We start from the raw sequence: 14,585 nt of genomic DNA on the forward strand, positions 1-14,585 counted from the left end.
GCAATCCTCTTATTCAATTCAGGAACGGTTCAGCTGCGACTGCAGCTGCTGGATGCTTTCGCGCACTTCGGACAGCGCGCGTCCAGAGCGAGCCGAGCGCGCGGTCGCCTGGGCCAGGGCCGCATCCGCGGCGGCCTGGTCGGCGAGCTGGCGCGCCAGCACGTAGTCCTTGCGGGCCATGGCCTGGTTGGCGCGCGCCAGCTTGTCGCGTGCTGCCGCCAGTTCAGTGGGGGCTTCCGCGGCGTTGCCCGTGGCCTGCTCGACGGAGGCATTGGCAACGGCCATTTGTTCCTTGGGGGCGTCGCCCGTGGTCGAGCATGCCGACAGAGCTGCAGCAGCAAATGCCGCCAACAAAACAGCTCGGCCATTCATCGAATGGTGATTCATAGGAACTCCTGTAGTTTGAAATACCCAGCGTTCGCGCATCACGCCCCGCCGGGGTCGGGTTCTTTGAGGATGCCCATCCAGTATTCGCCCGCGATGGCGTGCCACCCGTCAGTGCTCGGCGGCAATGGGTGTGGGAGACGCCCTACAGCTGCGCGATGCAGCTGCGCGCAACCGTCTCAGCCGGTTGCCTGGCGGAAGGCCATCACGGCCTGGTTGCGCAGCGTTCGCAGCAACGAGAGTTCTTTCTCGCCCAGCTGCACGGCACCGGCCTGGGGATGGTCGGCGTAGATCAGGCCCAGGGGCGAGCCCTTCAGTACCAGAGGCAGCAGCAGAAAGCTCTGCGCCTGCAATTCGCCACGGAACCAGCTCGGCAACCGAGTGGCGATGTTGGCGGCCCGCGCGTCCTGGATCAGCGTGTCGACACCCTTCAGGCAGACCGCGGCGAACAGATCCGGCGGTTGCGCGGTCAGGTCCACGCGCAACAGCGGCGCCAGGCGCTCGACATCGGCACCCACGCCCAGCCGGCCCGTCAGCGCCTGGCCGCGCGCATCACGCAGGCAGAAGACGACGCGGCGGAAGCCCAGGGCGCGGTAGATGGTCTCCAGGATCATGCGCAGCACCGCGTTGAGCTGGAAGTTGTCGACCATGGCATCAGTGATGTCCTGCACCCCGGCGGCCAGCAACTGCGTGGCTTGGTCGGCGGGCGACGTCTTGCCCTTGTCGTGGGTGCGCTCCATCACTTGCGTGGGCGCGAGTTCATGGGCCGTCAGCGAGTCATGCACCGACGGCGTCAGCGGCGCCAGCAGGCGCTGGGCACGCGAGTCCTTGGGCAGGTGCAGCTCCAATGCCTCGGTCATCTGCGCGAGATGCTGGCGCGCGGTGTCGGCCGCCTGCTCGAACGCCTCGGCGCTCAGGCCCAGCGCGCGTGCATGGCGCTGCGCCATCGCGCGAAGCTTGGCATGGGCCTGCTCGGGCGGCGTGTTCAGGATCAGATCGGCCATGTCGTTGCTGGCGCGGGCCAGCCAGCGCTGGCGTTCGGTGCCCTCTTCCAGCAGCCGCTGCGGCGCCTCGCCGAGGGGACGGCGCATGGCGCGCTGCAGGCTGTCGGGCAAGCCCCATTGCTTGGCCACGCCCAGACCCAGGGCCTCGTAGCTCATGCCCAGCACCTGGGCAGACGCGGCCGCCTCGCTGAGGGCGGCATGGCCATCCTCGGGCGGGCTGACGAGGCGGCGCACGGCGTCGGCCTCTTCCGGGAAATAGAACTCGGTCAACGAGCGGCCGAGGTGGTGGAACATCGCGCCCAGAAAGGCCTCCTCAGCCTCACGCGGGTTCGGGCAAAGCTCACGCGCCAGCGAGGCCGCCATCAGCGAACGCAGATAGTCTTCCCGCAGTCGCTTGGCATGGCCCTTGTTCTCCATGCGCTCCAGCAACACCAAACTCAGGGCCAGGTTGCGGATGCCGGCAAAGCCGATCAGCGCGACGGCCCGAGACACCGTGCTGATGCCACCGCCCCCGGCGTGCCGGTACTGCGCCGTGTTGACGAGGCGCAGCAGCTTTTGCGTCAGCGCCACGTCCTTGAGGATCTCGTTGGTCAGGCTGGCCAGGCTCTCGTTCTCGGACTGCGTCAGGCGCTGGATGCGGCCGATGGCATCCGACAGCGCCGGGAAGTCGCTCTTGTGGCGCATGCGGCGCAGCAGGAAGTCCAGCACCGGCGCCTCCTGGGCGTCGGCATCGGGCTCGGCCACGGGGCGCAGCCAGGCGGCCAACGCGTCGCGCAGCAGCGCCGCGCTTGGCCAGCGCGCCGATGGCTCGCGCGCCAGGCCGCGCTGCACGATGGCGCGCAGCGCGTCGTCCACGCTGGCATCCAGGCCCGAGGGCAGCAGGAGGTCGGTGGTCTGCACGCGCTGGATGGCGCGCCAGGGGTCGGGGTCGTGGTTGAGGCGCTGCCCGCTCAGCATCTCGGCCAGCATGATGGCGGCGGCAAACACGTCCATCTGTGGATGCGGCGGTGCGCCACGCGCCGCCTCCGGCGAGATATAGCCCGGCGTACCGACGATGCGCGACGGCGCGTTCGCATTGGTCGACACCCGAGCGGCGATGCCGAAGTCCATCACGCGCGGCCGGCCGCGCGCATCGATCAGGATGTTGCTGGGCTTGAGGTCGCGGTGCACCAGGCCGGCCGCGTGGGCGGCGGTGAGGCCGTCCAGGATGCCCAGCATGAGGGTCACGGCTTCGGCCGCCGTCGGGCGCGGCCCGGCGCGCAGGCGCTGGGTCAGCGTGCCACCTGAGACGTACTCGAAGACCAGGTAGGAGCGACCGCCCTGGGCGTCGGCCTCGAAGACCGGCACGATGTTCGGATGGGTCAGGCGGCTGACGGCGCGGGCCTCATGCAGCCACTCGTCAACGCTGCCAGGCTCGGCCGCGGCCTTCAGCAGCTTGACGGCCACCTCCCGGTCCAGCAACGGGTCATGCGCGAGCCACACCGTCGCCTGCGCGCCCTCGCCCAGGCGCTGAATCAGGCGGAAGCGGCCGAGCTGGGGAGGCAGGTCGTCGATCATGGGCCGTGCTCAGGAACCGCCACGGGCGGACAGGCGTTCGCGCAGGGATGAAGCATTCGGTTCAGCCTCGTCAGTTGGCTTGGCCGGCGCTGTCGGCGGCTGTTTCGTGCCGGGGTTGAGCGCTTCCATGACCTCGCGCAGGCCGATGCCCAAAGCCTTGGCGTAACGCCGCGTCGCCGCTTCCAGCGCCGGGCGGCGGCGCGCTTCGGGCAGGCTGAGGGCATCGACCAGCTCGTTGGCAAAGCTGCAGGTCAGGCGGATGGCGTCCGCATCGCTGCGCGCCGGGTGCACGGCTGCGTCCAGCGGCTGGCGGCGGATCATCTGCTGCAATTCGTCGCCCAGGCCCCAGTGGCGGGCCACCGCAATGCCCAGCGCATCCAGGTCGCAGCCCAGCACGGCATAGGCGGCGGCCTGCTCGCTCATGGCCACAGGTTTGGGCTGCTCCTCGGTCGGCTCGGGCGGCACCATCAGCTGGCGGATTTGCTGGGCGTCATCGGGGAAGTGGTACTGCAGCAGCAGGCGGCCGAGGTTCTGCATGACCGTGATCAGGTGCACCACCTCGCCGTCATATCCGGCCGGGCGCAGCGCCTGGGCGATCTGGGCGGCCTTGGCGACTCGCGCCATCAGCTGGCGCAGCATCTCGGCGGCCACGGCGGCCAGCGGCCCCGGCCACGGCTTGAGCGCATTGGCCGCCAGTTGCACGCCGTCCAGTCCCAGCATCTGGATGGCGCGCTGCATGTTGAGCACGGTCTCACCATGGTGGCCAGCCTGCTTGAGCGCGTTGTTGACGCGACGCACGAGTTCCAGGCTCAAGGCCATGTCCCTGAGCACGAACTCGGACAACGCGCTGGCATGCTGGGCCTCCAGGCCGGACCCACCGGTGAAGCGATGCAGACCGGTCAGCGTCGTGGGCAGGTGGCCGATGCGTTGCAGCTTGTCCAGCAGCAGCACGACCGGGCCGCCGTTGTCGTGGGCGGCCGCCTGGCGCCAGCCGTCCAGCGCGCGCCAGAAGCTGCGCGCCAGGTGGTAGCGCTGGCGCAGCTGGCGGTCGGTGGCGCGGTTGCAGATGGCGCGCAGCGGGTCGGGGATCGGGTGGGGCGTCTCCCAGCCCAGGCGCACCATCTCACGCCCCAGCGGCTGCATCTGCTGCACAACATGCTGCAGGTCGTTTTCCTCCAGCACCGGCTTGCCGCTGAGGATGCGGTTGAGCAGCAGGCCGACGCAGAGCACGTCTTCCTCGGCCGACTCGCGCACGGCGCGTCGCGTCACCGCGTTGAAGTCGACCGTGGCGGGGAAGACCTCCTGCGCAACCTCCAGGCCGGCGAGGCGCACCTTGTCGTTGGCGTCGATGACCACGCATGCCGTCTGGATGTCGCGATGGGCATGGCCAGCGTCATGGGCAAAGGCCAGGCCTTCGAGCAGCTGGGCGATCCAGCCAGCGGCGTCGATGGGCAGGGGCGCGCTCTGGCGCGCCAGGCGCTCATCCAGGGTCTCGCCCAGGGCCCGGTCATAGGCGACATAGGGCCAGCTCTCGACCTGATCGATCTCGAAGACCGGCGCGAGGTTGGGATGCTGCACGCGCCCGCCGGCCTGCGCCATGCGCAGCCAGTGCTCCAGCGCGGCCGCGCTGTTGGGCTTGTCGCGTGGCATGCAAAGCACCAGCTCCTGGCCATGCCGCGAATCGAAGACGCGCCACATCAGGCTGCGTGCGCTCTTGGACAACAGCGCACGCAACTCGAAGCGGCCAAAGCTTCTGAGCGGCGTCGCGGTGGGCTGGGATTCGGGCACGGTGCGGGCGAAGTCGTGGCAGATACAGATGTAGCCCGCATTGGACCCCAGGCTTGCACCTGAAGAAGGGCAGTGCAGACCCTGAATTGCGATGGATTTCTGCGCCAGTCCAGGTCTTGCGTGCCTCCCAAGGCCAGTGGACCGGCGCCAGACCGTCTCGCTTCAGGACAGTTGGGACCAGACTTTGTCGAGTCGTTTCACGCTAACCGGCTGCGGCGTGCGCAACTCCTGTGCGAACAGGCTGACCCGCAATTCCTCCAACTGCCAGCGGAAATCATCGAGCCGAGCATCGCGCACGCCCTTGAGGTCGGCGAGCCGGCGTGTGTAACGCTGCTCAAGCGGCTTCACCTCGCCCATCAGCCTGGCGTCTCGGGCCGGGTCGGCGCGCAGCTTGTCCAGCCGGGTCGTGATGGCCTTGAGGTAGCGCGGCAGGTGCTGCAGCTGGGCCCAGGGCGTGTCCAGCGCAAAGCGTTTGGGCACCAGTCGCTGCAACTGGGCGGTGACGTCGTCGCCGACGTCCTTGGCGGGGCGCGAGTCCTTGAGCTTGCGCGCTGCATTGGCGAGCTCCTGCAGCACGGCATGGGCGGCCCGGGCGACCTCCTGGGCGATGAGGTTGAGCCGGCTGCGACCTTCCTCGATGCGCTTCTTGAAAGACATCGGGTCGGTCGGCAGCGGGTCGGCCAGGAAGGCGAGGTCCAGTGCCACACCGATGATCTGGTCGCGCAGCTCTTCGGCCGTGCCCAGTCCCATGTAAAGCACCGACATGCGCTGCAGGTCCGGAATGTTTTTCTCCAGGAACTTCAGCGGTTCCTTGAGCTGCAGCGCGATCAGACGGCGCAAGCCCGCGCGGTGCTTGGCGGCAGCGACCTCCGGCTCGTCGAAGACCTCGATCTCGACATGGGCGCCTTTGTCGATCAGCGCGGGGAAGCCGATCAGCGTCTGCCCGCCCTTGCGCACTTCCAGCAGCTCGGGCAGTTCGCCGAAAGTCCAGTCGGTGTACGCCTGGGCGGCGTCTCTCGCGGGTGCCGCGGGCTTGACGATCTCGGCACGGATGCCCTTGCCCGCCACCGGCGCCGCGGCAGGCTTGGCGGCTTCCGCGGCCGGCAGCTTCAGCGCCGCCAGCGCCTGGAAGGCCGACCGCGCCTGCCCGCCCAGCTCGGCCTTCAGCGCAGCGAGCTGCCTGCCCTGGCCGAGTTGACGGCCATGCTCGTCCACCACGCGGAAGTTCATGAACAGGTGCGGCGGCAGCTGCTCCAGCTTGAAGTCGTTGCGCTGCACCGCGAGCTGGGTGCGGTCTTTCACGGCCCTGAGCAGCGTGTCGACCAGGCCACCCTGGCAGAACGGCTGCAGTTCGACGAACTCGGCGACGAAGTCCGGCAGCGGCGTCAGGCGCGCGCGCGGCTTCTGGTGCAGGCTCTTCAGCAAGGCTGTGACCTTGGCGGCAAGCATGCCGGGCACCAGCCATTCGGCGCGCTCCTCGCTGACCTGGTTGAGCGCAAAGATGGGTACGGTCACCGTCAACCCGTCGCGCGCATCGCCAGGCTCGTGCAAATAGGTCGCCGCGCAGTCCACGCCGCCCAGGCGGATCACCTTGGGGAAGGCCTCGCTGGTGACGCCGGCCGCCTCGTGGCGCATCAGCTCGTCCTGGCTGAGCTGCAGCAGCTTGTCGTCGCTCTTGCTGGCCTCGCGCCACCACTTCAATAGCGTGGCGCCCGAGAACACGTTCGCCGGCAGCTTGTCGTCGTAGAAGGCGTAGATCAGCTCATCGTCGACCAGCACGTCCTGGCGGCGCGACTTGTGCTCCAGCGCCTCGACCTTGGCGATCTGGCGCCGGTTGTGGCCCAGGAAGGGCAACTGGCGTACCAGCTCGTCGGGCAGGTCGTCATTGACCAGCCCCTCGCGAATGAAGATCTCGCGCGCGGCCCGTGGGTCGACGCGGCCGAAGTTCACGCGCTTGTTGCTGTAGAGCACGATGCCGTACAGCGTCGCCCGCTCCAGCGCCACGACCTCGGCAGCCTTCTTCTCCCAGTGCGGCTCCAGCAGCTGGGTTTTGATCAGGTGGCCGGCGATGGGCGGCAGCCATTGTGGCTCGATGTTGGCGATGCCGCGGCCGTACAGGCGCGAGGTGTCCACCAGCTCGGCTGCGACGATCCAGCGGCCGGGTTTCTTGCTCAAGTGGGCGCCGGGGTGGCGATAGAACTTGATGCCGCGCGCGCCGAGATACCAGTCTTCGTCATCGCTCTTCTGGCCGATGTTGCCGAGCAGACCGGCCAGCATGGACAGGTGCAGCTGTTCGTAGGTGGCGGGGCTCTGGTTCAGGCGCCAGCCATGTTCGGCGACGACGGTGAGCAGCTGAGAGTAGACATCGCGCCATTCGCGCACGCGGCGCGGGCTGATGAAGTTCTCGCGCAGCAGTTGCTCATGGCGGCGGTTCGACAGTTTGTGCTCCGCACCGCCGCCCTTGGAGTCTTCGAGCCACTTCCACAGCTTGAGGTAGCCGCTGAACTCGCTCTTCTCGTCGTCGAACTTCTTGTGCTTCTCATCTGCCGCCTGCGCGGCTTCCATCGGCCGGTCGCGCACATCCTGGCCGCTCAGCGCCGACGCGATCACCAGCACCTCGGACAGCGCTTCGCGGTTCTTCGCCTCCAGGATCATGCGACCCACGCGCGGGTCCAGCGGCAGGCGCGACAGCTCCTTGCCCAGCGGTGTCAGCTCGTTGTCGTCGTCGGTCGCGCCCAGTTCGGCCAGCAGCTGGTAGCCATCCGCAATCGCCTTGGGCCGCGGCGGCTCCAGGAAGGGGAAGCGCTCGACCTCGCCCAGGTGCAGGGACTTCATGCGCAGGATCACGCCGGCCAGCGATGAGCGCAGGATTTCCGGATCGGTGAACTTCGGCCGTTCGTTGAATTCCTTCTCGCTGTAGAGACGGATGCAGATGCCGTTGCTGACCCGCCCGCAGCGGCCGGCGCGTTGATTGGAGGCCGCCTGGCTGACCGGCTCGATCAGCAGTTGCTCGACCTTGTTGCGGTAGCTGTAGCGCTTGACCCGTGCGAGGCCAGGGTCGATGACGTAGCGAATGCCCGGCACGGTCAGCGAGGTCTCGGCCACGTTGGTGGCCAGGACGATGCGTCGCTGGCCGTGCGGCTCGAAGACCTTGTCCTGCTCGGCCTGGGACAGCCGCGCGAACAGCGGCAGAACCTCCACACCCGGCGGATGGTGCTTCCTCAAGGCTTCGGCCGCCTCGCGGATCTCGCGCTCGCCGGGCAGAAAGACCAGCACGTCGCCGCCGCCCTCGCGCCACAGCTCGTCCACCGCGTCGGTGATGGCGTTGTTCAGGTCGTACTCGCGGCTTTCCTCGAAGGGCCGGTAACGCTGCTCGACCGGGTACAGCCGCCCCGACACCGTCAGCACTGGCGCCGGCCCTTTGCTGGACTCGAAATGCCGCGCAAACCGGTCGGCATCGATGGTGGCCGACGTGACGACGATCTTCAGGTCCGGCCGGCGCGGCAGCAGCTCGCGCAAATAGCCAAGCAGGAAATCGATGTTGAGGCTGCGCTCGTGGGCCTCATCGATGATGAGGGTGTCGTAAGCCTTCAGCAGCGGGTCGCTCTGGGTCTCGGCCAGCAGGATGCCGTCCGTCATCAGCTTGACCGACGCCGTCTTGGCCAGCCGGTCCTGGAAGCGGACCTTGTAGCCGACCACATCGCCCAACGGCGTCTTCAGCTCCTCGGCGATGCGCTTGGCCACGCTGCTGGCGGCGATGCGCCGCGGCTGGGTGTGGCCGATCAGTCCGCCGCCGTTGATGCGCCCACGGCCCATCGCCAAAGCAATCTTGGGCAGTTGCGTGGTCTTGCCGGAGCCGGTCTCGCCGCAGACGATGACGACCTGGTGCTCCGCCATCGCGTGCGCGATCTCGTCACGCCGCGCCGAAACAGGAAGCGATTCAGGGAAGGAAATGGAAAGAGCCGGTTGAGGCAACCGGCTCTCGGGTCGTTCTGAATTCATTGAGCGCGTATTGTCCCGCAGCCATGGAGAATCCCGCCCCATGACCGGTCTTGTCTTCCCTCACACCTTCGTGCCCTGGTTTCGCGCCGTGGCGCCGTACATCCATGCCTACCGTGGCGAGACCTTCGTCGTCGGCATGCCGGGGGAGCTGATTGCCGCCGGCAAGCTGAATGCCTTCGTGCAGGACCTGGCCATCCTGCATGCCATGGGCATCAAGATCGTCCTGGTGCATGGCTTTCGTCCCCAGGTCAACGAGCAACTCGCCGCCAAGGGCCAGACCCCGCGCTTCAGCCACGGTCGCCGCATCACCGACGCCGTGGCGCTGGACTGCGCGCAGGAAGCCGCTGGCCAGCTGCGCTTCGAGATCGAGGCCGCGTTCAGCCAAGGCCTGCCCAACACACCCATGGCCAATGCCACGGTGCGTGTCGTCTCGGGCAACTTCCTGACCGCTCGCCCGGTCGGCATCGTTGACGGCGTGGACTTTGAGCATTCAGGCCTGGTGCGCAAGGTCGACGGCGCCGCCATCCAGCGCGCCATCGACATCGGCGCCATCGTGCTCTTGTCGCCGTTCGGCTTCTCACCCACCGGCGAGGCTTTCAACCTGTCGATGGAAGACGTCGCCACGTCGGCGGCCATCGCGCTGCAGGCCGACAAGCTGCTGTTCGTCTGCGAGGTGCCCGGCGTGCCCGAGAACCCAGCCGACCCCGACAGCGCCATCGACACCGAGTTGGCACTGGCCGACGCCGAGCGCATGCTCGCCAACGCCGGCCCGGCGCCAGAGCCGACGGACGTCGCCTTCTACCTGCGCCACTGCGCCGAAGCCTGCCGCGCCGGCGTCGAGCGCTCTCACATCATCCCGTTCGCCGTTGACGGCGCGTTGCTGCAGGAGGTCTATACCCACGACGGCATCGGCACCATGGTCGTCGACGAGAAGCTGGAGAGCCTGCGCGAGGCCAGCGCCGACGACGTGGCGGGCATCATTCAGCTCATCGAACCCTTCGAGCGCGACGGCACGCTGGTCAAGCGCAGTCGCACGGAGATCGAGCGCGATGCCGAGATGTATACGGTCATCGAACACGATGGCGTCATCTTCGGCTGCGCGGCGCTCTACCCTTATGTGGAGGCCCGTACCGCCGAAATGGCCGCGCTGACGGTGTCCGCCGAAGTGCAGGGACAGGGCGACGGCGACCGGCTGCTGAAAAGAATCGAACAGCGCGCCAAGGCCATGGGCCTGGACAGCATCTTCGTGCTCACCACGCGAACCAAGCACTGGTTCATCAAACGCGGTTTCCAGCAGGTCGACCCGGAATGGCTGCCCGAGGAACGCAAGCGCAAATACAACTGGGACCGGCGCTCGCTGGTGCTGATCAAGAAATTCAACTAAGCCGCCAACAAGCCCCGCTGGGCTTGGCTGATACGGCCGGCGCGCTAAAGTGCCGGCCGTTTTCCATTTTTGTGTTCAGGAGCCCACCATGCCCCGCGTCGTCCAATGCGCCTATCTGAAGAAAGAAGCCGAAGGGCTGGACTTCCCGCCCTACCCGGCGCATACCGAACTCGGCAAGAAGGTCTGGGAAAACGTCAGCAAGGAAGCCTGGGCGGCCTGGATGAAGCACCAGACCATGCTGGTCAATGAAAACCGCCTGAACCTCGCCGATTTGCGCGCCCGCCAATACCTGATGCGCCAAGCTGAGCAATTCTTCTTCGGCACGGGTGCCGAAGCAGTGGCCGGCTATGTGCCGCCATCAGCCTGAACTGACGGGGCACCTTAACGGCGGTGCTGCCATTGCCTGATCTCGCACCATATTGAACAGCACCGTCTCAGTGGTTGCGCGTCAAGTAACGACCAGGCCGACATGAGCGAATGCGGCAGCGTCGATTCCAAGCCGTGCGTATTTGGCGGCAGCGAATGGAAACCCGTAGTCCAATCCCAACGAAAACTCTTGCCTGATTCCCTGGCTCGCGATTTAATTCAGCCGCGGAGATAATCGCCGGGCCCCGCGCCCAGCACCTCCGAGGCCTCGATGCTTTCCATCGAGCGTCTCACCGGTCAAATCGCAAGAGGAATAGCAGCATGTCCAATCTCAAGGAACTTCTGGCTCAACGCGCGGCGCTTGATGAGCAAATCAGCCAAACCAAGGAGCGTGAACGCGGCGAAGCGGTATCTAAGGTCAAATCCTTGATGAGCGAATATGGCCTGACGGTTGCTGATCTCAGCATGCGCACGCCCAAGCCGGTCAAGGTCTCGAAGGTTGCCGCCAAATATCGCAACCAGGCTACCGGCGAAACCTGGAGTGGTCGCGGCCTGCAGCCGAAATGGTTGAAAGCGGCCATTGCAGGCGGCGCCAAGCTGACGGATTTCGCGGTCTAAAGCTGTCGAGCCACTCTCTTTTCCCGGGTCGCATTCGTCACGAATAAGTAGCCTCTCGCACAGTCGGCGCCGAGGCGCACCACCCAAGCAGGGGCCATCTTCGGGATGGCCCCTTTCTTTTGCGGCGGGCACCACGCCTAAACTGCGCCATGCCTTTCGTCACATTGTTCGAAGCCAAAGCCCGCGGGTTTCTGCGGGGTGCGTTGCTTCATTGCAAAGACGAGATTCCGCCCATGTCGCTCCGCCCTTTCCACCCTGCCCGCGCGCGCCAAGCCGTGCTGAGGTCGACGCAGGTATCGGCCTGATCCATGGTTTTGCATTCCGGCACGCCTGATTCCGGCGCCTACGAGCAGGGCGCGGATCTGAGCGTCCAGGCGCCGCCTTCCACGACGTTGCCGCCGGGCCCCCGCCGTATCCATGCCCCCCGCGGCTGGCGCTCGCTGCGGCGCGTCGGGCTGGCGGCATTGTCCGGCCTGGGGGGCGGCCTGATCGGCGCCTGGGCTCTGGCCACTGACATGCTGCCGCCGATATTGCGCCTGCCGCAACCGGCGGGCGCGGTGCCGGCGCAGGATTTGCTGATCCCGCTGCTGCTGGCCGCCCTGAGCCTGCTGCTGCTGTGGCGACTCAGCGCCTGGGCGCTGCCGCTATTCATGGCCGGTTGGCTGCTTGGCGCCAGCCTCCCGCTCTTCTTGACGCCGACCCCCGACTCGGCCGCAGCGCTGGACTTGCTGACCTCCGCACCGGTGCTTGCCGTGCTGGCATTGCCGCTGCTGGCGACGGTGCTCAACCGCACGTTGCTGCGTCGTCTTGGGCTCACCGGGCGGCTGACCGGCTGGCGCGAGGTCGGCCTGTTCGGATTGCTCGCCGGTGTCGGGGCGCCGTTGCTGAGCGGCCTGCTGACGCTCGGTGCGCTGCTGGCCGCTGGCGTGTCGCTGCCCGGGGCCGTTACAGGTGCGCTGGAGCTTGCGGCAGCCTGCGCGCTCGGCCTGGTGAGCGCTGGCACCGCGCTCCAGGCCAGCTCCCAAAGACCACGCCGCGGTAATCGGTGGTTGGCCCGTGGCCTCGCCGTGGCCGCTGTCGCCGCGCAGGCGGGGCTGACCTGGCTGCCCGACGTCAACGCACTGCTGTTGCTGCCGCATCTGCTGCTCTGCCTGCACGCGCTGCAGGCGTCACCGCGGGCCAATGCCAGCCTCGGCATCGGTTTGCTGGTTCTGTGGGCCGTGTGCGCGCCGCCCACGCCGACGGCCTATGCGATCGGTGCGGCGCTGGCCTTCGGGCCGCTGTTCATCGTCGCGCTCAGCCAGCAGCAACTGCGCGACCGCGACGGCTGGCGCAGCGCACTCGACGCCCAGGGCCTGGCTTTGGCCGAATGGCGGCTGCCCGAGGGCCGGCGCCACGCATCGGCGCGCTGGCTGGCGCTAACGACGCCCGTCGATGGCAGCACGAGCGGCAGCGCGCCGCTGGACTGGCTGCACCTGGCGCATCCCCGCGACCGCGAGCCCGTGCGCCGTGCGCTGCGCGAGCTGCTTGCAGACCGGCACCGCAATCACCTTGGTCTGTCGTTGCGCCTGGCGGCTGACGGTGGTGACTGGCGCTGGCACGAGCTCCAGGCCCACATACCGCTGCGTGACCGCCAGGGACGCGCGCGCGGGCTGATCGCGACCTTGGCCGATGTCAGCTGGCGCCACACCGCCGAGGAACGCGAGCGCATGTCCGCCACGCTGTTCCAGCAGGCCAGCGAGGGCCTGGCCATCGTCGACATGCAGTGGCGCATCGTCGAGGTCAACCCGGCCTATTGCGACATCCTGCATGCGCCGCGCGAGGCCCTTGTCGGCCGGCTGGCCACGCCGCTGAGTGCGGCCAACCTGCAGCGCAGCGGCCATGGGCTCAGCGCCCTCCAGGCTGAGCTGGGCGCCGGCCGAAGCTGGAGCGGCCAGCTGCAGGCCGAGCTGGACGATGGTGGCAGCCATGTCTTCGCCGCCAAGCTCAGCCCCGTGCCCGAGCCCGACGGCGTCAGCGCGCGCTGGCGGGTGCTCAGCCTGATCGACCTGGGCGAAAGCCTGCGCCAGCAAGACCTGCTGCGCCGGCGCCTGCGCTATGACCTCGCCACCGGCCTGCCCAACCGCGACGAGTTCATGCGCTTGCTGCAGCTGGCCCTGGTGGCGGCCAACCGCGATGGGTTCAAGCTGGTCGTCGGCGTCATCGACCTTGACGACTTCGGTCCCGTCAATGCCGAGCACGGCCAGCTCGTCGCCGACGCGGTGCTGCTGCAGCTCAGCGGCCGGCTGCAGGCGACGCTGCGCGGGTCGCGTGGGGCAGCGCCGGACACGGCCGACCAACTCGCGCGCCTGCACGGCGACGAGTTTGCCGTGCTGATGCGCGTGCAGTCTCCCGAGGAGGCCCAGCGCGGCGCCGAGCGCCTGCTGGCCGTGCTGTCAACGCCGGTCGCCGTGCGCGAGAGCCGGGTTGGCAACGGCATGGCGTTGGAGATTGGTGCCAGCATGGGCGCCACCCTTTACCCGCATGACGACGCCGACCCCGAAACGCTGCTGCGCCACGCCGGACACGCCCTCTATCGCGCCAAGCACGCCGGGCGCGGTCGCATCCAGTTCCACGACCCGACGCTGGACCAGCGGGACGAAGCCGGCCTGATCGCGCTGGCCCGTCTGCAGCGCGCGCTCGACAGCAATGAGCTGCTGCTGCATTACCAACCGCAAATCGACCTGCGCACGGGTCAAGTCATGGGTGTCGAGGCCTTGCTGCGTTGGCAGCATCCAGATCGCGGCCTGCTGGCCCCGGCGCATTTCCTGCCGCTGATCGAGACCACGGGCCTGGCAGTCCAGATTGGCGACTGGGTGATCGAGCAGGCGCTGGCGCAGACGGCAGCCTGGGCGCGCGCCGGTGTCAACGGCGGCAAGGGGCTGCAAGTCAGCGTCAATGTCGGCGCCCGCCAACTCAGCCGCCACGACTTTCCGCAGCGCCTGCAGGAACTCATCCAGCGCCAGCCGCCGGAAGCGGCCGCGCTGCTGCACCTGGATGTGCTGGAGGCCGACGCCCTAACCGAAACCGCTGCAACGCAGGCCCTGATCCAGCGCTGCCTGGGCCTGGGGATCGGCATTGCGCTGGACGACTTCGGTGCCGGCTACTCGCGGCTGGCCTCGCTGAAACGCCTGTCCGTCGACACCTTGAAGCTCGACCGCAGCTATGTGCAAGGCATGCTGGGCGATGCGCAGGACTTGTCGCTGGTCGAGAGCGTCATCGGCCTGGCCCGCAACATCGGATGCGGCGTGCTCGCCAAGGGTGTTGAAAGCCGTGCCCACGCCCGCGAGCTGCTGCGCCTGGGCTGCCGCCTCGGGCAAGGCAACGGCATCGCGGCGGCCATGCACCCGACGGCCCTTGGCGGATGGATGGAATCCTTTGCCCGCAGCGACTGGGTGGGTCATTTGAAGATCCCCTCGCAGGTCAATCCGTAAACTGCCGGG

General features: G+C 67.8%; 8 protein-coding genes. 4 read left to right on the forward strand and 4 right to left on the reverse strand.

Annotation, left to right across the window (positions count from 1 at the left end; all coding sequences use genetic code 11):
• Window positions 1-18: 18 nt before the first annotated feature.
• From ASC81_RS16610 to hrpA, 4 genes are all read right to left on the reverse strand, one after another.
• Window positions 19-285 carry a DUF4398 domain-containing protein gene (locus ASC81_RS16610; RefSeq protein WP_235533684.1) on the reverse strand — a complete coding sequence of 89 codons (267 nt, stop codon included), beginning with the start codon at window positions 283-285 and terminating at the stop codon, window positions 19-21.
• Window positions 286-563: 278 nt separating this feature from the next.
• Entirely contained in the window at window positions 564-2,945 is a 2,382-nt protein-coding gene (locus ASC81_RS16615) for a serine/threonine protein kinase (protein WP_056269320.1), read from the reverse strand.
• A 9-nt stretch (window positions 2,946-2,954) separates the two neighbouring features.
• Window positions 2,955-4,733, reverse strand: coding sequence for an HDOD domain-containing protein (locus tag ASC81_RS16620; protein WP_056269321.1), 1,779 nt, complete (start codon window positions 4,731-4,733; stop codon window positions 2,955-2,957).
• A gap of 162 nt (window positions 4,734-4,895) precedes the next feature.
• Window positions 4,896-8,735, reverse strand: a complete 3,840-nt coding sequence (hrpA, locus tag ASC81_RS16625) for an ATP-dependent RNA helicase HrpA (protein WP_056269323.1) — start codon at window positions 8,733-8,735, stop codon at window positions 4,896-4,898.
• Between the two features lie 40 nt (window positions 8,736-8,775).
• On the opposite strand from hrpA, the gene argA reads away from it, so the two are divergent.
• The 4 genes from argA (at window position 8,776) to ASC81_RS16645 (ending at window position 14,576) form a co-directional block, all read left to right on the forward strand.
• A complete protein-coding gene (gene argA, locus ASC81_RS16630) occupies window positions 8,776-10,119 on the forward strand; it encodes an amino-acid N-acetyltransferase (protein ID WP_056269325.1) in 1,344 nt (447 codons plus the stop codon).
• An 88-nt stretch (window positions 10,120-10,207) separates the two neighbouring features.
• Window positions 10,208-10,486: an oxidative damage protection protein gene (locus ASC81_RS16635; RefSeq protein ID WP_056269327.1), complete on the forward strand. Its 279-nt coding sequence runs from the start codon at window positions 10,208-10,210 to the stop codon at window positions 10,484-10,486.
• Window positions 10,487-10,806: 320 nt separating this feature from the next.
• Window positions 10,807-11,103 carry an H-NS family nucleoid-associated regulatory protein gene (locus ASC81_RS16640; RefSeq protein ID WP_056269328.1) on the forward strand — a complete coding sequence of 99 codons (297 nt, stop codon included), beginning with the start codon at window positions 10,807-10,809 and terminating at the stop codon, window positions 11,101-11,103.
• Between the two features lie 308 nt (window positions 11,104-11,411).
• Window positions 11,412-14,576, forward strand: a complete 3,165-nt coding sequence (locus ASC81_RS16645) for a bifunctional diguanylate cyclase/phosphodiesterase (protein ID WP_056269329.1) — start codon at window positions 11,412-11,414, stop codon at window positions 14,574-14,576.
• The last annotated feature ends 9 nt before the right edge of the window (window positions 14,577-14,585 follow it).

Source organism: Pelomonas sp. Root405 (assembly GCF_001425165.1).
GTDB lineage: Bacteria > Pseudomonadota > Gammaproteobacteria > Burkholderiales > Burkholderiaceae_C > Pelomonas.

What these genes read in the sequence shown, in the direction of transcription:
- ASC81_RS16610 (WP_235533684.1), bottom strand. Translation starts at nt 285, where the DNA reads ATGGCCGTTGCCAATGCCTCCGTCGAGCAGGCCACGGGCAACGCCGCG.
- ASC81_RS16615 (WP_056269320.1), bottom strand. Translation starts at nt 2,945, where the DNA reads ATGATCGACGACCTGCCTCCCCAGCTCGGCCGCTTCCGCCTGATTCAG.
- argA (WP_056269325.1), top strand. Translation starts at nt 8,776, where the DNA reads ATGACCGGTCTTGTCTTCCCTCACACCTTCGTGCCCTGGTTTCGCGCC.
- ASC81_RS16645 (WP_056269329.1), top strand. Translation starts at nt 11,412, where the DNA reads ATGGTTTTGCATTCCGGCACGCCTGATTCCGGCGCCTACGAGCAGGGC.
- ASC81_RS16635 (WP_056269327.1), top strand. Translation starts at nt 10,208, where the DNA reads ATGCCCCGCGTCGTCCAATGCGCCTATCTGAAGAAAGAAGCCGAAGGG.
- hrpA (WP_056269323.1), bottom strand. Translation starts at nt 8,735, where the DNA reads ATGAATTCAGAACGACCCGAGAGCCGGTTGCCTCAACCGGCTCTTTCC.
- ASC81_RS16640 (WP_056269328.1), top strand. Translation starts at nt 10,807, where the DNA reads ATGTCCAATCTCAAGGAACTTCTGGCTCAACGCGCGGCGCTTGATGAG.